The following is a 21,257-nucleotide window of genomic DNA, read 5'->3' on the forward strand; positions in this document are numbered from 1 at the left end:
GAGCCGTGGGACCGATGAGCCGTGGCTCGGACTCGCGCTAGCATCGAGCCAGTCGCGGCCGGGCGGCCTCCGGAGGGGATGGACATGTTCACAGGTGGCGGATCGAAGCGGGGGCGCACCGCGGGCCTCGGCGTCATCGGTGCAGCAGTGCTCGCGATCGCCCTCGCGGGATGCGCCTCCGGGACCCAGAGTGGCGCCGACCCCTCGACCACAGCGCCCGGCGAGTCCGGCGACGCGGTCGGTGTCGTCGGTGTCTGGGGAGACGCCGACGCACAGAACACCCCGTCGCTGGTGTTCGCGGAGGACGGCACGGTGACGGGGAGTGACGGGTGCAATCGACTCATGGGCTCGTGGACGGCCGACGGCGACACGGTCGAGTTCGCGCCGCTGGCGTCCACGCGGATGGCCTGCGAGGGGGTCGACACCTGGTTGTCGGGCGGAGCATCCGGCACCTGGACTGACACGAGCCTCGTCGTCCTCGACGACAGCGGCACGGAGATCGGTACGCTCGAGCGCTCGGAGTGAACCGGCCTTCCGGGCTTGCCGGGTGTTCGCCGGTGGGTGCGAGAGGATCATCGGGTGGATGAGGTCGAATCGTTGCGGGACGCGGGGCTGCGGGCTGCCGTGCGGGAGCATCTGCGCGGGTTGCCGCACGGCGCGGGCTCGGAGGGCTTGAGCGAGATCGTCGTCGATGAGGTGACGGTGCTGGATGGCATCGAGCGCTTCCACGGACTCCGACGACTCGGGCTGGAAGGCACGGATGTCGTCGATCTTCGTCCGCTCGCAGGCCTTCGAGACCTGGAGGAGCTGTGGCTGAGCGAGACGCGCGTGACCGATCTCCGCCCACTGTCGGGGCTGCAGGCACTCACGGTGCTCGAGCTCGGCGATACGCCGGTCGTCGACATCGAGCCACTCCGACCGCTCCGCCGCCTGCAGAAGCTGTGGTTAAACGGGTCGAACGTCACCGATCTCGACCCGATCCGTGCCCTCACGGGCCTGGTCACCGTCGGGGTGGCCGGCGCCACGATCGAGGACTACCGGCCACTGGAGGCACTGGCGGAGCTGCAGACCCTGGTGGTCTCACGGTCGGCATCCGCGCGCCTCGGGGCGCTGTCGCATCGTGGTGACCTGGACATTCTTTACCTCGACGAGTGACGTCGCTGGGGGCAGAGGAGAGTGGGCTCGACTGCTGGGTTCGAGCATCGGCGCAGCCTCCTCGTCCGGGATGCTGCGCCGCACAGATTCGACTCGGGGCGGACGGATGGTCCGGTGCTGGACATGTAGGGGTGAGATGACCCTGACGATGGAGGCATGATGACCAGGGAAGCGTTCGATGAACTCCTTGATCGGTCCGCGCTACCGGCTCGCACGGCTGCGCAAGCGGACCTTGACGCGATGGCTGCGGATGCCCGCCGCCACACTCCCCGCGTATTCCGTCCGAAGGTCCTGATCACAGCGGGACTTGCGGCGGTCCTCGCGACGAGCGGAGCGAGTCTCGCAGCTGCCACCGGCCAGTTCTCCTGGGCGCCGTGGGCGCAGGAACCGATCGGTGCCGTGACCTTCACCATGGATGTCGGGTTTTCGTGCGAGCTACGGTTCTCCGAGTACACGGGGGGCGCGGATCCTGGCTACGTGGCCGAAGTGAACCGGATCCTGCGGGATTGGTATCGCTCGGCGGATGTGCGTACCGCCGTGGAGGCGATCGTCCCTGAGAAGCTGGACGAGGTCGACGGGCTTGAGTTGCAGCCGGGTGAGACGCTCGAGACGTTGCCTCCGGGGGAAGCGACGAACCGGGAATGGGCGCGTCAGTGGACCGCATGGGATGCGGCCGTGAACGACGCGGAGTGGGATGAGCTGAACGCACACGGTATCTCCGGCGGCGATCCCCGCATGAACGGGAGTGAGCGGAACGGTCAGATCAACTGCTTCGACGAGGACAACGCGCCCTACTCCTTCGGGTCCGGTTCGTGAAGCGAGCGCACGTCCGCATCACCACCGCGCTGAGCGAGTCGTCGGCGGACCTGCTCGCTTATCTGCAACGACGCGTCGGGTTCGATGAGGCCTCTGACCTCATCGGAGAGACGATGGTCGTCGCATGGCGCCGCGTCGACGACCTTCCCCTCGACGCGGAGCAGGCACGTATGTGGCTCTTCGGCATCGCCCGCACCGCACTGCTGAACCACTCTCGCCGGCAGCGCCGCCGATGGGCGTTGGCCGATCGCATCCGCGGTGATGCGCTGATGCCCGTCGTCGCGCCGGCCGCCGATGACGGTGCGGAGATCCGAGATGCGATCGACCGTTTGGACCCTGACCTGGGTGAACTGGTGCGGCTGATCAACTGGGAGCGTTTGACGATCGTGCAGGCCGCTGGACTGCTCGGCATCGCCGACTCGACTGCGCGCACCCGATGCGCGCGAGCGAAAGCGCAGCTCCGCGCGGCGCTCGGAGTGCCCGCGAGCTGAACCTGTCACCGCGGGTCGACGAGCCCCGCTCGGATCCCCCACAACACGGCCTGCAGGCGATCGCGCGCTCCCGTCTTCTGCAGCAGACCGGCGAGGTGGTACTTCACCGTGGTGGGCTCGACGAAGAGCCGCTCGGCGATCTCCGCGTTGGAGAGTCCCTGCGCCAGGAGGTCGAGGACCTCGAACTCGCGGTCGGTGAGCGGTGACTCGACCGGCGCGGTCGCGACCGGGGCCTCCCGCCGGCGCTCCGAGAACTCGCGCAGGATGCGACGGGTGAGGCGTTGGTCGAGCGTCCCCTCCCCCGCTGCGACGGACCGGATCGCGGCGAGCAGCGTCGCCTCGTCCGCGCCCTTCAGCAGGAAACCTGCTGCGCCGGCCTCGAGGGCGGCGAACACATCCGCGTCGACGTCGAAGGTCGTGAGGATGAGGACGTCGGCGTCGACCTCAGGGTCCGCCGTGATCGTGCGGGTCGCCGCGATCCCGTCCGTGCCCGGCATCCGGATGTCCATGCAGATCAGGTCGGGCCGCAGTTCCTTCGCCAAGCGCACCGCGTCGGCACCGTCGATCGCCTCACCGACGACCTCGATGTCGGGCTCGGCGCCGAGGATCACCGAGAGGCCGGCGCGGACGACCGCCTGGTCGTCGGCGATGAGGAGGCGGATCATGAATCACTCCGATGCTGGTCGGGACGGTGCTCCTCGGGGCGGTGCTCGTCAGGACGGTGCTCGTCAGGGATGGTCAGTTGATTGCGCCACCCGCCCTCGTCCGTGGGTGCCGAGGTCAAACGCGCTCCGATGAGTTCCGCGCGCTCGCGCATGCCCCAGAGGCCGTACCCGTCGCGCGACGGCGAGGCAGGCCGTTGCGACGATGCGGCGTTCGTCACGGTGAGCTCGATCGCGTCCACCTCGAACCGCACCGCGACGCGGCAGACGGCTCCGGGCGCATGGCGAGCGGCGTTCGCGAGCGACTCCTGGACGGTCCGGTACGCGGCCGTCTCCGCGAGCGGACCCAGCACCCGAGGCTCACCGGTCACGGTGTACGCGACGTGCTGCCCACGCGACCGCGCCGCCTCGACGAGTTCCGGGATCGCCGAAATGGTCGGGGTTGTCGCCGGACCGAGCGTCGATCCGTCTCCGCCGCGCTGGACGTCCGCATCATCGCTGCGCAGCAGGCCGACCGTCCGCCGCAGGTCCACGAGCGTTGTGCGGGCATCGGACTGCACCGTCTGGAGCATCTCCCGAGCGCGTTCCGGGTCGCGCTCGACCAGCGCGCTGGCCGCCTGGGCACTGACGATGATCCCCGACAGGTGGTGCCCGGCGATGTCATGCAGTTCCCGGGCGAGGGCGGTGCGCTCGGCGCGGAGGTCGTTCTGCACACTGATCCGTCGCTCGTTCTCGGCCATGCGCGCCTGGTCCTCGATCGCCGACAGCAGGCGCTCGCGCCCCCGTGCGTACTCGGCGACACCGGCCGGGAGCACGTACTGCAGCACGATGCGCGCGACAGCCGCGAACACGAGGATGAGCGGCTCCTCGGACGACCCGAAGGCCATCGCGATGCCGCCGACGATCGTCGTGGCCGCCGCGCCCGTCACCAGTGCGGCCACCACCGTTCGACGGTCCTCGCGACGAGCGAGCGCGTAGGTGGCGAGGATCACCCCGAACGAGCCGAGGCCGAGCTCACCGCCGGTGCTGCCGAGGATCACGAGGTCGAGCGCGACCACGACCCCGAACACGACGACCGGGTACCGGCTCCGCACCAGCAGCGCGACGGCTTGGAGCACGACCAGGGCCACATGCACCCACGGCGGGATCCGACCCGGCACGGCGTGCAGCTCGTCGACCCACGGGACGACCCCGAGGTACCCGACCGCACCGGCGAGGACCAGGACCGGCGGGAGCGCCGAGCGCAGACGGGCCGCGAGCGGGGCGGGCCGCGCGGAAGAGGTCATGGGTCGAGTCAACCACGCCGAGCGCCGACCCCGGAGGGGGGCGGCGCTCGGCGTCCGGTGAGCAGCGGTCATCGCTCGCAGAGGGTGGCGTCGAGGGCGTCGACGACGATCCGGTACTGCTCCATCAACCGCTCGTTGTCGTCGGGCGAGACGACCGCCCACGGCAGCGAGGTGACGGCGATGGTGACGGCCGTGCCGTCAGGACCGACCGCGTTGCGCGTCTGGGTTCCGGGGATGTCGCCGCCATGGCCCCAGGCCACACCACCGCAGCTCAGCGGGTAGCTCTGCAGGCCGAGCCCGTAGCCCGCTCCCGGCCACAGCTCGTCGCCAGCCGGAACCGTGGTCTGCATCTCGGCGAGGCTCTCCTCGTTCAGGAGTTCACCGTCGAGCAGGGCCTGCATGAAGACGTTGAGCTCGTGCGGTGTGGACACCATGGCCCCGGCGGACCAGGCGAAGGAGGAGTCGAGGGCCGTGATGTCGAGGAGGTCGCCGACGGTCTTCGCGTGGTACCCGTGCGGGTGCTCACCGCGCAGCTCGCGTTCGCCCGGCGCCGGGAAGTAGGTGTGCTCGAGGTCGAGCGGTTTGACGATGCGCTCGTCGATCTGCTGGGGCAGTGCACGGTCGGTGACGGCCTCGACGAGCAGTCCCAGCACGAGGTAGTTCGTGTTGCTGTACGCCCAGCGCTCCCCCGGCGCGAACACGGCCGGCTTGGCGAGGGCGATGTCGAGCATGTCGCGGGGTGAGGTGTAGCGCTCCTGTGCCGCGAACGCGTCGGCGGCGATCTGGTCGGCGTACTCGGGGAGCCCCGCCGTGTGCTGCAGCAGCTGACGGACCGAGATGCGGGTGCCGTCGATGCCGTCGCCGGTGATGAGTCCGGGGAGGTAGGTGTCGATCGGGGCGTCGAGCGCGACCTTCCCCTCCTGGACGAGCTGCAGGACGACGGTCGAGACGAACATCTTCGTGTTGCTCGCGATCCGCACCTCGCCGTCGATCGGTGCCGGCTCGTCGGTCGCGAGGTCGCCGATACCGGCCGCGACGTCGATCGCCTCACCGTCCGGTCCGATCACCGAGGCGAGCGCAGCGGGGTAGCCGGCGTCGACGAGCGACTGCATCCGGTCCTGCAGTGGGCCCGATTCGGAGCCGGTGCCGGCGGTCTGCTCCGTGGCGCTGGAGCAGGCACTGAGGGAGACGGTTCCGGCGAGCAGCGCGGCGGCGGCCGAGACGGCGATGAGCGTGCGGTGACGGGTCTGGTGCTGTGCCGTGGTCTGGGTCTTGGTGTGCGTCTGGTCCTGGTCGTTCATGTGGGTGATTCCTTTCAGATGTCGCGGCGTGAGAGTGCAGCGGATGCGGCCACAGTGAGGGCGGCGGTGAGGGCCACGAGGGCGAGGATGACGACGAACGGTCCGAGCCCGTCCGTTCCGCCGTGGATGACGCCCTGTGCGAGGGCGACAGGCAGGAACTGGGTCCAGACCGGCGGAGTACCGCCGCCGACCAACTGGATCGACGAGACGACGATCGGTTCGAGGATGAGGACCGCGATCATCGTCAGCACGCCGGCGAGCTGGGTGCGGACGATGAGTCCGACCGCGAGGCCGATGACCGACAGTGCGGTCACGGCGAGGACACCGAGCCCGAACCGTGCTGCAAGGTCAGGGAGACCGAGGACGAAGGGCGTTCCAGTCGCTGCAAGGGTGATCACGAGCGTGACCAGACTGACGAGGGCGAGCACGACACCGAGGGCGACGCCGGCGAGTGCGACCGCGCCCGCTTTGGCTGCGACGATGCGGAACCGCTTGGGTGAAGCGAGGACAGCACCGACGATGCCGCCGTAGCGGTCGTCACTCGTGCCGGCGAGCACACCGAGCAGAGTGATCGCCAGGAGTGCGACGCCGATGGAGCCGCTGCCCATCGACGCACCGAGGGGGTTGAGCGCGTCGAGTTGGACGGCGCGGGAGGCGAGGTCCAGGACGGGGAAGTCGCTCCCGAGGGCATCGAGGCCAGGACCGATGTCGCCGTCGGCGAGGGCAGGCATGAGGGTGACGAAGGCGAGTTGCGTGACGATGAGTCCCACGACGGCGACCGCCGCGGTGACCTTCGTCGCGGTCGTGGTGACGAGCCCGATGAGTTCAGCGCGGAACATCAGCGCACCTCCCTGTTCTCGGTGAGCTGGGCGGTTCCGGTGACCTGGAGGTAGTACGCCTCGAGGCCACCGCCCGATGCGGCGAGGATGTCGACCATCGGCGACTGGGCCAGCACGCGACCGTCGGTGATGACGACCACGTCGTCCGCGATGTCCTGGACATCGGACAGCAGGTGGGACGACAGCAGCACCGTCCCACCCGCGTCGGCGAACGCACGCAGCCGGCGTCGTAGCCACTGCATGCCGGCCGGGTCCAGACCGTTCGACGGCTCGTCGAGGATGAGCACGGCAGGCTCGCCGAGGAGGGCTGCGGCGATCGCGATCCGCTGACGCATGCCGAGCGAATACCCGGCCGCAGGACGGTCGGCGTCGCGAGTCATCCCCACCTCGGTGAGGACCGCGTCGATCCGGGCCGCGTCGACCCCGATCCGTGCGGCGGCGATGCGGAGGTGCTGCCGCCCGGTGCGGGCCGGGTGGAGTCCACCGGCGTCGAGGACGGCGCCGATGGAACGAGCGGGGTGCTCGAGCTGGCGGTACGGGCGGCCGAGGATGAGACCGTCGCCCGCGTCAGGACGGACCAGACCGAGGAGCAGACGGATGGTGGTGGTCTTCCCGGCACCGTTGGGGCCGAGGAGTCCGACGATCCGGCCGGGGTCGACGGTGAAGGACACGTCGTCGACGCGCGGGCGACCGTGGAAGGTCTTCCGGAGCCCGCGGGCCTCGATGGGATGAGAGGTTGGTACGTTCATGTGTTCAGCCTCGTAGCGGCCGGTCCAGGGCGCCCCAGCCCGCCGCACAGTCCCCGACTGGCCGAACGGACAGTCGTCGGAGACCTCTAGGCTGCAGGCATGGACACGACTGCTCGGCTGCACGATCGACGTCGCCGTCTCGCGCCGCGCGCGACCCTCGTGGCCACGGCGGTCGTCGTCGCCGGTCTACTCGCAGGCTGCGCGTCGTCGCCCTCGCCGGACCGGACGACGGCGGCATCCGCATCCGCATCCGCATCGGACGCCGCGACCCGCTCGGGCACCGGGGAGATCCGGCACGAGCTCGGCCCCCTCACCGAGCGCTTCCCACAACTCGCCAGCGCGCTCTCGGCGACCTGGATGTCGGGGACCATGGGCGACGCGCGGGTTCCGGGCCCGAGTACGTACTGGATCGATGCGGTCGTCGTCCTGGACGAGGCCGGATACGCGGAACTGCGGGCGCTCGCACCCGATGAGGGGGGCTCGGACGTGGGCGCGGAGCTTCCGGACCTCGACCCCGGACTCGACGACGCACTGCCGCCGGGACCGTTCGTGCGTTCGTCTGCGCTCGACGACGCCTTCTCGCAGGACGGCCGAGTGACGCAGGTGTTCCTCGACGACGCGACCAGCTCGGTGGTCCTCACGAGTCGGTTCCAGTAGCGGGCGGCACGGCGGGCTCGCACGTTCTGCGGCGAATCACCACCGCTTCACAATCGCGGGCTCGCGGGATTGACTGGACGCATGTCCGAACCAGCTGACACCACCGTCCCCGAGAACTCCGACGACCGCACCGCGGTGCTCTTCGACATCGACGGGACGCTCGTCGACTCGAACTACCTGCACGTCGACGCCTGGGATCGTGCGTTCGCCGATGCCGGCAGACCGGTCGACGCGTGGCGCATCCACCGCTCGATCGGCAAGGACGGCGGCGAACTGCTCGAATCGCTGCTGGACGGCTCCGACGAAGTCGAGCAGTACGGCGAGCGGGCGAAGGAGCTGCACAGCGAGTACTACCTCCAGAACACCTCCCGGCTGCGGGTGATCGGCGGTGCGCGCGAGCTGCTCGGCGAGTTGGCGGGGCGCGGGATCGCAGTCGTGCTGGCGACGTCGGCACCGGAGAACGAGCTCGAGATCCTGCGGGAGCTGCTCGACGTCGACGACGTGATCTTCGCCGCGACCTCGTCCGGTGACGTGGAGACCGCCAAGCCGGAGCCCGACATCGTCGAGGTCGCGCTCGATCGTGCGGGCGTGCCGGCGTCCCGGGCGGTCATGGTCGGCGATGCCGTCTGGGACATCGAGGCGGCTGCGCGGGCCGGCGTGGAGTGCATCGGGGTGCGCAGCGGTGGCTTCGGTGAGCAGGAGCTCCGTGACGCCGGCGCGGTCGCGGTCTACGGCGACGTCGCGGAGCTGCTCGCGAACCTCGACGACAGCCCGATCGGCAAGCTCGCAGGCTGACTGCGGGTGTGAGCGCGGGCTTGAGCGCGGCTCAGCTCCGCTTGGCGCGGCTGCGGAACCAGCGAGCGAGTTCCTGCAGCGCGCGCATGGTGGCGGTCGGGTCGTCGCGGTCGAGGTCATCGAAGGTGTCGCGGTAGCCGTCGAGCTCGGTCTCCGAATCGGTGCCGGTGGCGGTGTCGGCGCGTTCGAAGCCCATCGTCCAGGCGGCGAACTGGCGTTCGCGGATGGGCTCCTCGAACATCACGCGGATGCCGGTGTGGCGGGGATCGGCGGCGAGGGTCTCCATGAGCTCGCGGACGGCGGGCTCCGGTCCTTCGAGGACCTGCAGGAACCGGCCGTCGCGGTGGACGAGCATGCCGGTGAGCTGTGCGCGGGCGTTGTTCTCGCGGCAGGTGGCGAGCAGGGCGGTGAGGTCGTCGTCGCTGAACGGCTGTGTCGCCGTGCTCGCGTATACGAGTGACAGCATCTGGTCTTCGTCGGTGCCCACCTTTGGAGCCTACCCGGCGGGGTGCGGAGGTGGTCCCGGAAGCAGCTCCCCGTCCACGGTGCGTGTGCCACCCGACTGCCCTTCGACAGGCTCAGGGACCGGGTCCATCCGGGCACACCTCGTCCAGTAACTGAGCCTGTCGAAGTGCCCACGAAGAACCCTTCGACAGGCTCAGGGACCGAAACGGGTCAGAACGGTGCGGGATCAGGTTCGGTCCGGTGATGCTTCCCGTCGGGTGTGGTCCACTCGAGCACCCCACCGGGACCATGGTCGAGATTCCATCCCGGAAGGTGCTTCATCCGATGGTGATGTCGACAGAGACAGGCGAGGTTCCCGACATCCGTCGTCCCGCCGTCCTCCCAGGCGACGGAATGGTCGAGGTCGCAAGCCCGGGCCCGTCTGCCGCAACCGGGTGCCCGACAGGTGCCGTCCCGAAGCCGTACAGCGCGTTGGAGGTCGGCGGGAACCCGGTACTGGTTCCGCCCGACGGAAAGGATTGCGCCGGTCTCGGGTTGGATGAGGATCCGGGTGAAGCTGGGGGCGTTCACGGCGATACGTGCTGCGGTCTCCGGGTCGATGGGTCCGTACCCGTCGAGCACGGCCGGGGCATCGCTCACGCCGGCCATCGTGAGCGCCGGGACCGTGATCTGCACGGTCGGCTTGATGTGCTCCTGGACCTCGATCGGGTGCGGGAGGACCGGGCTCGACATCACGTCGTCCGGCGTGACGCCGGTGAGGGCGAGCGCCGCGAGCGCGTCGGCCTGGAGTTGTCCGCAGGTGCGGGTGTCACCGGCCTGGCGCGATTCCGCAGCTGCAGTCTCGACCCGCTCGATGATGCCTTGCGCGATGGGTGCCGTGGTGAACAGGTGCACCCACGCCATGCCGTCGGCGGCGGGTTCGAACTCGATCCGACGGTCCGCCTCGGACCGCCGGGCGCGGGCGGTGATCGACTCGGGGTGGAGCCGCTCGCGCAGGACGCGGGCGCGCCTGCGGAGGTTCGCGTTGGTGGACTCTTCCGCGACCGGCAGGACTTCCGCGAGGAACACCGCCCGCCCTGCGGTCGGGACGTCATTGAGTTGGTCGATGATCGTCTGCGCATGCCGCGCCGAAATGCGACCGGCTTCGAGGGATTCGAGTACAGCGGGTGCTTCGTTCACGAGCCGCTCGGCGTCGTTGGTCGCCCGCTGCACCGTCTGCTCGGGCGTGCGCGTCGCCATCGCGAGGGCTGCGCAGGTCGACCGACGGGAGAGGGCCTGGCGTTCCGCCGGCGGGAAGATCGCCGGAACCGTGACGTCGGCGAAAGCGTCGGCGTAGGCGGCAGAGCGGGCGAGGAGCCGGGCCTCCTCGGCGTCCAGAGCAGCACGCCGACGCTGGATGTCCGCGTAGTGGTCCGAGAACTCCGCGAGCTGCGCGGCGTATTCGTCGCCGACGCGGATCGCGGAAAGGGTGGTCTCGGTCATGGAACAAGTCCATCATGGACCACTGACATTCCAGATGCCGAGTCGAGCCGGTTGTGGAAGTCTCCTCGTGTGCCCTTCGACAAGCTCAGGGACCGGCGAGGGTTGCTCAGGGACCGGCGAGGGTTGCTCGCGGACCGGGGGTGCTCAGGGAACGGTCTGGGTCGCCGACCGTGCCGAAGGGCGACATGCTCCCAGTCCGCTCACCGGGTCATGAGCGCCTTCACGACCGCGACCGCGGCCGGCCCGTCGAGCGATGGATGACCCGCCCACTGCCCGCCGGTGACGGACACCTCGGTGTCCGGCAGCACCACCGTGGTGACGATCACCGCGGCGACTCCGGTCTCGACCGTCGCGCTGTACGCGATCCCGCCGGCAGCCTCGATGGTCGCATCCGGGATCGGCGTGAGCCCGGCGGCGGCGAGCTCGTCAGCCGACAACGCCTCGCTCGACTCGGGCGAGACGACGACCTCCACCGACCGGATGTCCGCCGCGTCGATCGTCCCTTCCGGCGCCTCCCAGCCGCAGAGTGTCCCGTACTCGTCCGCCCCGTTGTCCTCCCGCGCGACGAGTCCCTCGATGTACGGCGCGACGGCCGCCTGCACCGCCGCGCAGTCGACCTGCAGGGGCGATCCGTCTCCCGAGCCCCCGCTCGACGTCTCCGCCGGCGCCGTCGCAGCTGGCGATGCACTGCCGGCGGAGCCGCCACCGGGCCCACTCCCACCAGAGCACGCCGACAGCGCGAGCACGATCGTTCCGGACACGAGAAGCGGCACTCCCACCCGCTGCAACAGACGCATGATGTCGACGATATTGGTTCCGGAGTAGTGTCCGGAAGAGACCGACGGGAGCAGCGCGATGAAACCGACGACCCGCACCGACAGCGATCACGGCGACTACACCCCCGACCGCGACTGCGTCATCGCGGGTGGCGGCCCGGCCGGCATGGTGCTCGGCTACCTCCTCGCACGGACGGGCCTCCGCGTGACCGTGCTCGAGAAACACGCCGACTTCTTCCGCGACTTCCGCGGCGACACGATCCATCCGTCGACCATCACGTTGCTCGGCGAGCTCGGCCTGCGCGAGCGGTTCCTGCGGCTACCCCTCAACCGGTTGCAGACGATGGACGCCGTGATCGACGGCCTGCGGATGACGATGGTCGACTTCCGCACCCTGCCGGCGCCCGACCGCTTCCTCGTCCTCGCGCCGCAGTGGGACTTCCTGAACTTCCTCGCCGAGGAGGCCGCCGCACTGCCGAACTTCGAGCTCCGTCTGCGCACCGAGGCGACCGGCCTCATCGTGGAGCAGGGCCGGGTCCGCGGCCTGCACGCGACCACGACGACCGCCGACGGCACAGCGGCCGACACCGACCCGGCGGCCGGCACCTCCACCGACGTCGAGATCCGAGCCACCCTCACGGTCGCGGCTGACGGACGCACCTCGGCACTCCGCGACGCGGCCGGACTCATCCCCGACGAGAGCGGCGTCCCGATCGACGTCCTGTGGTTCAGCCTGCCGAAGCCCGCCGACCCGCCGCCCCCGACCCTCGCCTACCTCTCGCCGCGCGGCATGGTCCTCACGATCGACCGGGGTGACCGGTACCAGTCCGGCATGGTCATCCGGAAGGGCGGCGCGGAGCTGCTCAGAGCCGAGGGCATCCCGGCGCTCCACCGTCGGATCGTCGATGCCGCGCCGGTCCTGCGCCCGGTGGTCGACACCTTGACCGACTGGGACCAGGTCAAGCTCCTCTCGGTCCAGCTCAACCGCCTCGACCGCTGGTACCGCCCGGGCTTCATCGCCATCGGCGACGCAGCGCACGCGATGTCACCGATGTTCGGTGTCGGGGTCAACTACGCGATCCAGGATGCGGTCGCCCTGTCCAATGCGATCGCCGGCCACCTCGCCGCTGGGGACGCACCGTCCGAGGTCCTCGCTGCCGTCCAACGTCGACGCGAGCAGCCGGTCAGGATCATGCAGCGCATCCAGCGGGCAGGGCACCGGGTGATCTCCCGCACGACCACGGGCGACCGCATCGCACCGCGGTGGGTGATCCGCCTCATGCGGCTCGCCGGCCCGGTCGTCCGGCCGCTCGCGGCGAGGTTCATCGGCATCGGGCTCCGAGCCGAGCACGTCACCACCCCACGGCGCGAAGCGGAGAAGCGCGAGCGCGAAGCGTAAGAGAGCAGGCGCCGAGCCTCAACCTCCGACGACAGGGCGGTCACTGGTCGTAACGTGGACGCTGCAGACGTGACCTGAGCGTCTGCGCCGGTGCTGCTCCTCAACCTGGCGCCGGCGCGGCTGTGGGGTGCCGCTTCCGCCACGCCCCACAGCCGTCACCACGGACCTTCCGCCACATCTCACTCGTAGCGGAGCGACTCCACCGGATCGGCCTTGGCGGCCCGGGCGGCGGGCAGGGTCCCGGCGAGGAACGCGATCACCATGACGACCAGGACGATGATCCCGAGCGACACCGGGTCGAACGCGATGAGGTCGAGGCCCGGCAGGTCGGCGAGGAGCGATCCGGACAGCGCGGCACTGATGCCGGTGCCGGCCAGCACCGCGATACCGACGCCGATCGCACTGCCGAGGAAACCGATGAACGCCGCCTCGAGGCTGAACAACCCGAAGACCTTCCCGCTGCCCATCCCCATGGCCTTCATCAGCCCGATCTCGCGGGTGCGCTCCTGCACGGACATGAGGAGCGTGTTCACGATCCCGAAGCTGGCCGCGAGAAGGGCGATGATCGCGAAGGCGTTGAGGACGAGGACGATCCCGTCGATCACCGTCTTGATGGTGCCGAGTTGGTCCGCGACGGTCGTGCCGGTGTAGCCCGCGTCGGCGAGTCGGTCCTTCAACGCCGTGATCTGCTCGTCGGTGGCGTCCGCGCTGAACCGGATGGAAGCCTGTGCGTACCGCTCGACCTGGTCGGACGGGACGCCGATGTTCTGCGTCTCATAGAGGAGGTCGGTGAGCGCGGCGTTCGGCACGATCGAGGCGCCCGTGGGCGAGGCGAGGCTCTCCTCGGCGACTCCGACGACCGTCGCGTCCACGGTGTGCTGCGTGCGCTGCGCATCCGTGATGGCGACCGTGACCGTCTGCCCGACCGCGTCGGCGTCGCTTCCGAAGCCGAGCGGTTCCACATAGGAGGTGGGGAGCACGAGCTGGAGCGTGTCGGTGTCGTCGTCGGGCTGTGCACCGTCCAGCAGTGTGACGCTCTGCCCGGAGATGAGGCCGCCGACACCGACGACGTACTTCGTGCCGCCGCCCGACTCGATGTAGTCGGTCGAGATCGACTTCACGGCCTGCACGTCGAGGACGCCGTCGATCCCGCCGAGCTCGTCGAGATCGGTCGGCGTGAGGGCGACGACGGTCGATCCCGGCGCACCGGCACCGGTGGAGGCGACCGCGTCCGGATCGTACTCCTTCGGCCCGCTCGTGGCCCCACCCAGCCCGCCGCCGGTGTCGGCCGTCTTGGTGACGGTCATCGTGTCGGACGCGCCGACGCTCGACACCGTGTCGTCGATGTAGGCGTTGATGCCGGTGCCGAGCCCGTTCGTGAGGGTGAGGGTGAACGCTCCGACGAAGATCGCCAGGATGGTCAGAATGGTCCGGGTCTTGGACCGGAACGTGTTCGCGACGGCGGTCCCGATGAGGTCGACGGTTCTCATGCGGCCACCGCCTCGTCCTCGACGAGCAGTCCGTCTCGGATGAGGATCCGCCGATCACATCGTGCCGCCAGCTCCTCGTCGTGCGTGACGACGATGAGGGTGATGCCGCTCTCCCGGTTGAGGGAGAACAGGATGTCCTCCACGACGGCGCCGGTCGCCGTGTCGAGGTTGCCGGTCGGCTCGTCGGCGAAGATGATCCGCGGGTTGTTGACGAGCGCGCGGGCGATCACCGTCCGCTGCTTCTGCCCGCCGGAGAGGTTCACCGCGCGGTTGCGCGCCTTGTCCTCGAGCTGGAGCTGCGCGAGTGCGGCGAGCGCCCGGCGACGTCGGTCACCGCGGCGGACGCCGGCGATCTTCATGGGGAGCAGGACGTTCTCGAGCACCGTCGCGTTGGCGGTGAGGAAGAACTGCTGGAACACGAACCCGAAGGTCTTGTTCCTGGTCGTGTTGAGGCGGCGACCGCGGAGGGTGCTCGTGTCGACCCCTTCGAGCTCGACGGTGCCGGAACTCGGTGCGTCGAGGAGCGCGAGCACGTGCATGAGCGTGGACTTGCCGGAGCCGCTCTTCCCGACGATCGCCACGCTCTCGCCGGCGTGGATGTCGAAGCTCACCCCCTTCAGCGCGTCGAACCGGTTCTGACCGCGACCGTAGGAACGCCGGACGTCCCGGACCGAGATGATCGGCGGCGCTGTGGTGTTCTGCATGGTGTCTCCTCGTCTGGGGCCGGGTGCTCCGGCACCACTCCAGACTCGCGGCGACGCCCGTCCGACGCGTCCCCCACCGGCGGACACCCGTGTACCGCGTCCGTGGTACCGCGGAATGCCACGTGCGGAGGAGTCGCCGGGCGCCGGTTCCCGGCAGACTGGGCCCATGACCTCCGTGACGCAGGATCACCGGGTGCGCGATCCGCATCCGAGACCGCCGGCGTGGGTGGGCGATGTGGTGGCCGCGGTCCTCATCATCGCCTCGGCGTTCATACCCTTCCCCAACGCGGAGTTCCGGCCCGGTAGCCCACTCGTCGTCGCGCTCGTCGTCGCGCCCGCGCTCCTGCTCCCGCTCCGTCGACACTGGCCCATCCCGGTGCTCGCGGCCGTCGTCGCCTGTTACGGGGCAGCGGCGATCACGGGGACCCTCGCTCCCGGTGTCGTGATCGCGGCCGCCATCGCGATGTTCGGGGTGGCCGTTCGCTCTGCGCGTCGGACGACCCTCATCACGGCCGTCGCGACGATGGTCGCCGTCGCCCTCCTCAGCCTGCTCGCGTCGATCGGGAGCTTCGATCCGCGGACGGTGCAGTTCGCGGTGCTGATCGCGTTCGCCGCCGCGGCCGGAGACGGGACGCGGTCCCGCCGCGCGTACATCCTGGCGATCACCGAACGCGCGGAGCGGGCCGAACAGACCCGCGAGGCAGAGGCGAGGCGTCGGGTGACCGAGGAGCGGCTCCGGATCGCGCGGGACCTCCACGACACCGTCGCCCATCAGATCTCGGTGATCAGCCTGAACGCCGGGGTGGCGTCGAGCTCCCTGGAGTCGCGGCCGGAGAAGGCGAAGGAGGCGCTCGTCTCGATCCGCCGGGCGTCGCGGACGGTGCTCGGCGAGATCGGTGATCTGCTCGAGGTGCTGCGCAGCGACAGCGACGAGGCCGTCGTGGGCTCCCGGGGAACGCTGCCGCAGCCGGGACTCGACCGACTCGACGCATTGATCGCCGAGTTCGCCGCCGCAGGCCTCGACATCACGACACGGATCGACCCCGACGCACCGAAGCTGTCGACCGCCACCGACATGGTCGCGTACCGCGTCGTCCAGGAGGGGCTGACGAACGCGCTGAAACACGGTCCTGAGCGTCGTGCACACGTGCTCGTGGAGGGCGAGAACGGGAGGATCGTCGTCAGCGTGAGCAACCCGACGGCCCCCGGGGTCCCGCGTGAGCAGGCCGAAGCGGCGCCGACCACCGGACACGGACTCCTCGGCATCCGCGAGCGCGTCGCCGCCGTCCGCGGGTCCGTCGACGTCGGCGCGACTCCGGGCGGCTGGCGGCTGTCCGCGAGCCTCCCGACCGGCGAGCCGACTCTCGCACACCCGACGCACCCCGAGGAGTCCCCCGCATGACCACCGTGCTCGTCGTCGACGACCAGTCGCTCATCCGCCAGGCCGTCGCCGACATCCTCTCGTCCGAGGCCGACCTCGAGGTCGTGGGCGAAGCCGTCGACGGCGCGCAGGCGGTGTCACTCGCGCAGGAGCTGCGACCGGACGTCGTGCTCATGGACATCCGCATGCCCGTGCTCGACGGCATCGGCGCGACCTCGGCGATCTGCGCCGACCCCGACCTCGCGGACACCCGGGTCCTCATCCTCACCACGTTCGAGGAGGACGAGAACCTCATCGCCACCCTGCGAGCCGGCGCGAGCGGCTTCATCGGTAAGGGCTCGGAGCCCGAGGAGATCGTCCGCGCCGTGCGCGCGGTGCACGCCGGCGACGCACTCCTGTCCCCCGCGGCGACCCGGAGTCTCATCACGAAGTACGTCGTCGCTGCGGGGGAACCGACGAGCCCACGCGCGGTCCCCACCGAGCTGGCGCTGCTCACCGAGCGGGAACTCGAGGTGCTGCTCCTCGTGGCCCGCGGACGGTCGAACCAGCAGATCGCCGACGACCTCGTCATCTCACCGCACACCTCGAAGACCCACGTGAACCGCATCATGACCAAGGTCGCCGCTCATGACCGCGCCCAGCTCGTCATCCTCGCGTACGAGAGCGGCCTGCTGCGGCCGGGTGCCGACGACTGAACCGGTACTGTCGTCCTGTCCACGACGCCGTCCGGCTCGCGGGCCCAGGAGACGAGGAAGTGCGATGCCCGGATCCCCCACAGCCCGACAGACGGCGAGCGCGCTGCCTGCCCTCACGCCCGGGCCGCACCGCCGCCACCTCGGCCTGATCTCGATCGTCGCCTGTTTCGGCGGGTTGCTCTTCGGCTACGACACCGGCGTGATCAACGGGGCGCTGCGTCCGATGACCGCGGAGCTCGGGCTCACCCCGTTCACGGAGGGCATCGTCACGAGCTCGCTCGTCTTCGCGGCCGCCGTCGGTGCGCTGCTCGGCGGCCGGGTGTCGGATGCGTGGGGCCGGCGGCGGAGCATCATCGTGCTGGCGGTGCTCTTCTTCGTCGGGACGCTCGTGGTCGTCTGCTCGCCGAACGTCGAGTTGCTCGTCGCCGGTCGCGTGCTCCTCGGACTGGCCGTCGGCGGTGCCTCCGCCGTCGTCCCGGTCTACCTGGCGGAGCTCGCTCCGTACGAGATCCGAGGGTCGATCACCGGCCGGAACGAGGTCGCGATCGTCCTCGGACAGTTGTCAGCGTTCGTGATCAACGCCGTCATCGGCACCGTGTTCAGCGAGCACCCGAGCGTGTGGCGCATCATGTTCGCCGTCTGCGCCCTGCCCGCGGTCGCCCTGTTCGTCGGCATGCTGCGGATGCCCGAGTCACCACGCTGGCTCGTCGACCACGGTCGCCGCGAGGACGCGCTGGACGTCCTGCGGACCGTCCGCTCCGACGACCGCGCCGTCGCCGAACTCGCGGAGGTGGAGGCGTCCATCACCGCGCAGCGCGACGAGCACCGGATCGGGCTCGGGGCCGTCCTCCGCAACCCGTGGCTCGTGCGCATCCTGCTCGTCGGTGTCGGCGTCGGGATCGCCCAGCAGCTCACCGGGATCAACTCGATCATGTACTACGGGCAGACCGTGCTCGTGGAGTCGGGTTTCGACGAGAGCGCCGCGCTCATCGCCAACATCGCGCCCGGCATCATCGCCGTCGTCGGCGGCTTCATCGCCCTCACCTACATGGACCGTCTCGACCGACGGAAGACGTTCGTCATCGGCTTCTCACTCACGACCGCGTGCCATCTGCTCATCGGCTTCTCGTCGATGGTGCTCGAGCCGGGCGACCCGATGCGTCCATGGGTCATCCTGTTCCTCGTGGTCGTGTTCGTCGGCTCCATGCAGACGTTCCTCAACGTGGCGGTCTGGGTCTACCTCGCCGAGGTCTTCCCGCTCCGGATGCGCGGTCTCGGCATGGGCGTCTCGATCTTCATGCTCTGGGTCGCCAACGGGTTCCTGGCGCTGTACTTCCCGTCGCTCGTCGACGGCCTCGGCATCACCGGGACCTTCTTCGTCTTCGCGGGTGTCGGCGCGCTCGCGCTCCTGTTCGTCGCCACCCAGGTGCCCGAGACGCGTGGGCGGAGCCTCGAGGCGCTCGGTGAGGACGTGTCGAACGGCGCGATCTTCACCCGGAAGCGGTGACCTCTGACTAACCCGCGAGGTGGTCGATGAGGATCTTGGTGCCGATGAGGATCAGGATGACGCCGCCGGCGATCTCCGCCGGCTTGCCGAAGCGCTGACCGACGCGGCGGCCGATGAAGACGCCCAGGAACGCGAGCACGAAGGTCGTCAGTCCGATGAGGACGACGGCTTCGAGGATCGACCCGGGCAGGAACGCGAGCGTGATGCCGATGGCGAGCGCGTCGATGCTCGTGGCGAGCGCGAGGATGAGGAGCCGCTGGACGTCGATGCGGTCGGAGTCGACCTCGGTGTCCTCGTGGCTCGAGAACGCCTCCCAGAGCATCTTGCCGCCGACGAGGGCGAGCAGGCCGAAGGCGACCCAGTGGTCGACCTCGGTGATGTACCGCGCGAACTGCGTGCCGAGGAACCAGCCGATGAGCGGCATGACCGCTTGGAACAGCCCGAAGGTGCCGGCGATCACGAGGGCGTGACGCACGTTGAACCGTCGCATGTGCAGGCCCTTGGTGAGGGCGACGGCGAAGGCGTCGGCGGAGACGCCGAGCGCGATGAGGAGCAGCGGCCAGAACGTCATGTCGCGGGGTCTTCCTGTGATGCGTCCTGGGGGCGGAGATGCGTTCGGGCGCCGTGCCGCGAGGACCCGTCAACGTTGCCAGCGCGGTGCGGCGGCGGCAAGCCGAGACGCCCGATTGCCAGCGTTTCGCCTCGCCTAACGCGGCTGTTCGGGCGACCGCGAGGCTTGCTTGATACAGCGTTTCGTGTACTGTCGCTCGCGTGACCGACACCATGACACCGACCGCGACCCTGACGCACACCGCCGCGCTCGCGAGGCTGGGGCACGCCCTGTCGGACGAGACCCGGGCCCAGATCCTCCTGACCCTGCGCGAGGCACCGGCCTTCCCCTCCGACCTCGCGGACGCACTCGGCGTCTCCCGACAGGTCATGTCGAACCAGCTCGCCTGTCTCCGCGGCTGCGGCCTCGTCGAAGGCGTCAAGGAAGGACGCAACACCTGGTACCGCCTGGCGGACAGCCACCTGGCGCCGGCGCTCGACGACCTCCTCCGGCTCGTCCTGGTCGTCGATCCCGCCTGCTGCTCGGGTGAGAGCTGCACCTGCGCATGAGCACCGTCGGCCTGCCGAGCCCCCGTCTCCGCGCCCAGCTGAGCCCCGCCAGACGCGCGACGCTGCAGCGCCGGATCCGCTGGATCGTCGCGGCGACCATCGCCTACAACGTCGTCGAGGCCATCGTCGCCCTGTCGGCCGGGACCGTCGCCTCATCAGCGGCCCTCGTCGGCTTCGGTCTCGACTCGATCGTCGAGGTCCTGTCCGCCGCCGCGGTCGCCTGGCAGTTCTCGAGCCCCGATCCCCATCGCCGGGAACGGGTCGCCCTCCGGGTGATCGCCCTGTCGTTCTTCGGCCTCGCCGCGTTCGTGAGCGTCGACGCCGCCCGCTCGCTGCTCGGGTTCGCCGAGGTCCAGCACTCGACCGTCGGCATCGTCCTCGCGGCGGTCAGCGTCGTGATCATGCCGGCGTTCTCGCTGTTCGAGCGCCGGACCGGCAAGGAACTCGGATCCGCCTCCGCCGTCGCCGACTCGAAGCAGACGCTCATCTGCTCCTACCTGTCGGCCGCGGTCCTCATCGGGCTGGTCCTCAACAGCACCCTCGGCTGGGCCTGGGCGGACGCCGTCGCCGCCCTCGTCATCGCCGGCTTCGCGGTCCGAGAGGGCGTCGAAGCCTGGCGTGGAGACGCGTGCAAGCGGCCGGTCTCATCGCTCACCTCGGAGAACACGGACACCCGCGACTGCTGCTGAGCACGCGCACCTTCCCACATGGCCGGGATACGCTGCTGGCATGCCTGCCGCCGACGACGCACCAGACGCTCCAGAGATCGAAGCCCTCCTCGCCGCAGCCGCGAACGACCGCTCGAACGCACCCGCGTTCCTGACGGCGCTCCTCGAGAGCACCGTGATCGTGGCGGGGACCGTGACCGACGACGGCATGGCGACCCTGGCGGACCTCCTCGACTCGGACGGCAGCTCGGTGCAGCCGTTCTACACCTCGAAGGCGCGCTTCCAGGAGACACTCCAGGTCGTCCCGTCGTTCGAACAGCACCTCCTCGCCCTCCCCTGCCGCGTCCTGTGGCAGATGACCCGAGGCGCGAGGCTGGTCCTGAACCCGCATTCCACGCACGGCAAGGAGTTCCTCCCGGGCGAGATCGCCCAGCTGCTCGACGGCGAGGCGGTACTCACACCACGCGTGGTCGAGCGCGAGACCGAGGTCATGGTGGGACAGCCGGCTCGCATCCCACCGGGGATGACCGAGACGCTGACGGCGGTCCTCGCCGAGCACAGCGAGGTCGACGAAGCGGTGCTGGGCTGGAAGGTCACCCCGCAGGAGGGCGGCACGTTCGACGAGTGCTACCTCCTCGTCATCGTCGGCGCCCCGACCGCCCGTGAGTCGATCAGCGGTCCGCTCGCACGAGCCCTCGCGACGTACTCGGCGAGCGTGCCGATCGACGTCATGTACGTGGCGCCTGGCGCGAAGCATCTCCTGAGTGGTGTCCCGCCGTTCCATCGCCGCAAACGAGGGTTGTTCCGGCGACGATGAGCA

Annotated in this window: 24 protein-coding genes; 13 read left to right on the forward strand and 11 right to left on the reverse strand. The window is 69.9% G+C overall.

The annotated features are described in order from the left end of the window. Window positions 1-84 precede the first annotated feature (84 nt). The 4 genes from RWN05_RS00955 (at window position 85) to RWN05_RS00970 (ending at window position 2,462) form a co-directional block, all read left to right on the forward strand. The gene (locus tag RWN05_RS00955; RefSeq protein ID WP_314137915.1) at window positions 85-525 is read left to right on the forward strand and encodes an META domain-containing protein; all 441 of its coding nucleotides are present in this window, start codon (window positions 85-87) and stop codon (window positions 523-525) included. A gap of 54 nt (window positions 526-579) precedes the next feature. Beyond that, window positions 580-1,155, forward strand: a complete 576-nt coding sequence (locus RWN05_RS00960) for a leucine-rich repeat domain-containing protein (RefSeq protein WP_314137919.1) — start codon at window positions 580-582, stop codon at window positions 1,153-1,155. 156 nt (window positions 1,156-1,311) lie between these two features. Continuing rightward, on the forward strand, window positions 1,312-1,971 hold the full coding sequence (locus RWN05_RS00965; protein ID WP_314137922.1) for a hypothetical protein: 660 nt from the start codon (window positions 1,312-1,314) through the stop codon (window positions 1,969-1,971). Further along, window positions 1,968-2,462 carry an RNA polymerase sigma factor gene (locus RWN05_RS00970; protein WP_314137923.1) on the forward strand — a complete coding sequence of 165 codons (495 nt, stop codon included), beginning with the start codon at window positions 1,968-1,970 and terminating at the stop codon, window positions 2,460-2,462. The genes RWN05_RS00965 and RWN05_RS00970 overlap by 4 nt, the downstream gene beginning before the upstream one ends. A 5-nt stretch (window positions 2,463-2,467) precedes the next feature. On the opposite strand, the gene RWN05_RS00975 is transcribed toward RWN05_RS00970, so the two are convergent. The 5 genes from RWN05_RS00975 to RWN05_RS00995 all read right to left on the reverse strand — a co-directional run bounded on the left by RWN05_RS00975 (window position 2,468) and on the right by RWN05_RS00995 (window position 7,299). Then, window positions 2,468-3,127, reverse strand: coding sequence for a response regulator transcription factor (locus RWN05_RS00975; protein ID WP_314137924.1), 660 nt, complete (start codon window positions 3,125-3,127; stop codon window positions 2,468-2,470). Continuing rightward, window positions 3,124-4,410, reverse strand: a complete 1,287-nt coding sequence (locus RWN05_RS00980) for a histidine kinase (protein WP_314137925.1) — start codon at window positions 4,408-4,410, stop codon at window positions 3,124-3,126. The genes RWN05_RS00975 and RWN05_RS00980 overlap by 4 nt, the downstream gene beginning before the upstream one ends. A 68-nt stretch (window positions 4,411-4,478) precedes the next feature. Further along, window positions 4,479-5,711, reverse strand: coding sequence for a serine hydrolase domain-containing protein (locus RWN05_RS00985; protein ID WP_314137927.1), 1,233 nt, complete (start codon window positions 5,709-5,711; stop codon window positions 4,479-4,481). A gap of 14 nt (window positions 5,712-5,725) precedes the next feature. Beyond that, the gene (locus RWN05_RS00990) at window positions 5,726-6,550 is read right to left on the reverse strand and encodes a hypothetical protein (RefSeq protein ID WP_314137929.1); all 825 of its coding nucleotides are present in this window, start codon (window positions 6,548-6,550) and stop codon (window positions 5,726-5,728) included. Continuing rightward, window positions 6,550-7,299, reverse strand: coding sequence for an ATP-binding cassette domain-containing protein (locus tag RWN05_RS00995; RefSeq protein WP_314137931.1), 750 nt, complete (start codon window positions 7,297-7,299; stop codon window positions 6,550-6,552). The genes RWN05_RS00990 and RWN05_RS00995 overlap by 1 nt, the downstream gene beginning before the upstream one ends. Window positions 7,300-7,398: 99 nt before the next feature. Here RWN05_RS00995 and RWN05_RS01000 point away from each other — a divergent pair, with 99 nt between their 5' ends. Both RWN05_RS01000 and RWN05_RS01005 read left to right on the forward strand, forming a co-directional pair. After that, complete coding sequence (locus RWN05_RS01000) at window positions 7,399-7,956, forward strand: hypothetical protein (protein WP_314137933.1); 558 nt, start codon at window positions 7,399-7,401, stop codon at window positions 7,954-7,956. Window positions 7,957-8,037: 81 nt separating this feature from the next. Continuing rightward, complete coding sequence (locus tag RWN05_RS01005) at window positions 8,038-8,751, forward strand: HAD family hydrolase (protein ID WP_314137934.1); 714 nt, start codon at window positions 8,038-8,040, stop codon at window positions 8,749-8,751. Between the two features lie 31 nt (window positions 8,752-8,782). Here RWN05_RS01005 and RWN05_RS01010 read toward each other — a convergent pair whose 3' ends face one another. The 3 genes from RWN05_RS01010 to RWN05_RS01020 all read right to left on the reverse strand — a co-directional run bounded on the left by RWN05_RS01010 (window position 8,783) and on the right by RWN05_RS01020 (window position 11,495). Next, window positions 8,783-9,238 carry a BLUF domain-containing protein gene (locus RWN05_RS01010; RefSeq protein ID WP_314137935.1) on the reverse strand — a complete coding sequence of 152 codons (456 nt, stop codon included), beginning with the start codon at window positions 9,236-9,238 and terminating at the stop codon, window positions 8,783-8,785. A gap of 188 nt (window positions 9,239-9,426) precedes the next feature. Beyond that, window positions 9,427-10,698, reverse strand: coding sequence for a DUF222 domain-containing protein (locus RWN05_RS01015; protein ID WP_314137936.1), 1,272 nt, complete (start codon window positions 10,696-10,698; stop codon window positions 9,427-9,429). Window positions 10,699-10,898: 200 nt separating this feature from the next. Then, the gene (locus RWN05_RS01020) at window positions 10,899-11,495 is read right to left on the reverse strand and encodes a hypothetical protein (RefSeq protein WP_314137937.1); all 597 of its coding nucleotides are present in this window, start codon (window positions 11,493-11,495) and stop codon (window positions 10,899-10,901) included. Between the two features lie 58 nt (window positions 11,496-11,553). Here RWN05_RS01020 and RWN05_RS01025 point away from each other — a divergent pair, with 58 nt between their 5' ends. Beyond that, window positions 11,554-12,873, forward strand: a complete 1,320-nt coding sequence (locus RWN05_RS01025; RefSeq protein ID WP_314137938.1) for an FAD-dependent oxidoreductase — start codon at window positions 11,554-11,556, stop codon at window positions 12,871-12,873. Window positions 12,874-13,052: 179 nt separating this feature from the next. Here RWN05_RS01025 and RWN05_RS01030 read toward each other — a convergent pair whose 3' ends face one another. After that, on the reverse strand, window positions 13,053-14,363 hold the full coding sequence (locus RWN05_RS01030; RefSeq protein WP_314137939.1) for an ABC transporter permease: 1,311 nt from the start codon (window positions 14,361-14,363) through the stop codon (window positions 13,053-13,055). Continuing rightward, entirely contained in the window at window positions 14,360-15,067 is a 708-nt protein-coding gene (locus tag RWN05_RS01035) for an ABC transporter ATP-binding protein (protein WP_056779793.1), read from the reverse strand. The genes RWN05_RS01030 and RWN05_RS01035 overlap by 4 nt, the downstream gene beginning before the upstream one ends. Window positions 15,068-15,233: 166 nt before the next feature. On the opposite strand from RWN05_RS01035, the gene RWN05_RS01040 reads away from it, so the two are divergent. The 3 genes from RWN05_RS01040 (at window position 15,234) to RWN05_RS01050 (ending at window position 18,650) form a co-directional block, all read left to right on the forward strand. Beyond that, a complete protein-coding gene (locus tag RWN05_RS01040) occupies window positions 15,234-16,469 on the forward strand; it encodes a sensor histidine kinase (RefSeq protein ID WP_314137941.1) in 1,236 nt (411 codons plus the stop codon). After that, a complete protein-coding gene (locus tag RWN05_RS01045; RefSeq protein WP_314137943.1) occupies window positions 16,466-17,143 on the forward strand; it encodes a response regulator transcription factor in 678 nt (225 codons plus the stop codon). The genes RWN05_RS01040 and RWN05_RS01045 overlap by 4 nt, the downstream gene beginning before the upstream one ends. A gap of 64 nt (window positions 17,144-17,207) precedes the next feature. Then, the gene (locus RWN05_RS01050) at window positions 17,208-18,650 is read left to right on the forward strand and encodes a sugar porter family MFS transporter (RefSeq protein ID WP_314137944.1); all 1,443 of its coding nucleotides are present in this window, start codon (window positions 17,208-17,210) and stop codon (window positions 18,648-18,650) included. A gap of 7 nt (window positions 18,651-18,657) precedes the next feature. On the opposite strand, the gene RWN05_RS01055 is transcribed toward RWN05_RS01050, so the two are convergent. Beyond that, on the reverse strand, window positions 18,658-19,221 hold the full coding sequence (locus RWN05_RS01055; RefSeq protein ID WP_314137945.1) for a manganese efflux pump MntP family protein: 564 nt from the start codon (window positions 19,219-19,221) through the stop codon (window positions 18,658-18,660). Between the two features lie 212 nt (window positions 19,222-19,433). Between RWN05_RS01055 and RWN05_RS01060 the strand changes: the two genes are divergently transcribed. From RWN05_RS01060 to RWN05_RS01070, 3 genes are read left to right on the forward strand one after another with little or no spacing between them, the layout of a single operon-like run. Further along, window positions 19,434-19,769: a metalloregulator ArsR/SmtB family transcription factor gene (locus RWN05_RS01060; RefSeq protein ID WP_314138585.1), complete on the forward strand. Its 336-nt coding sequence runs from the start codon at window positions 19,434-19,436 to the stop codon at window positions 19,767-19,769. Beyond that, the gene (locus RWN05_RS01065) at window positions 19,766-20,458 is read left to right on the forward strand and encodes a cation transporter (protein WP_314137946.1); all 693 of its coding nucleotides are present in this window, start codon (window positions 19,766-19,768) and stop codon (window positions 20,456-20,458) included. The genes RWN05_RS01060 and RWN05_RS01065 overlap by 4 nt, the downstream gene beginning before the upstream one ends. 40 nt (window positions 20,459-20,498) lie before the next feature. Continuing rightward, window positions 20,499-21,254 (forward strand): enhanced serine sensitivity protein SseB C-terminal domain-containing protein, encoded by a 756-nt coding sequence (locus tag RWN05_RS01070; protein ID WP_314137947.1) that lies wholly within the window; start codon window positions 20,499-20,501, stop codon window positions 21,252-21,254. Window positions 21,255-21,257 lie beyond the last annotated feature (3 nt).

Origin of the sequence: uncultured Plantibacter sp. (assembly GCF_963518075.1) — a bacterium.
Lineage (GTDB): Bacteria > Actinomycetota > Actinomycetes > Actinomycetales > Microbacteriaceae > Plantibacter > Plantibacter flavus_A.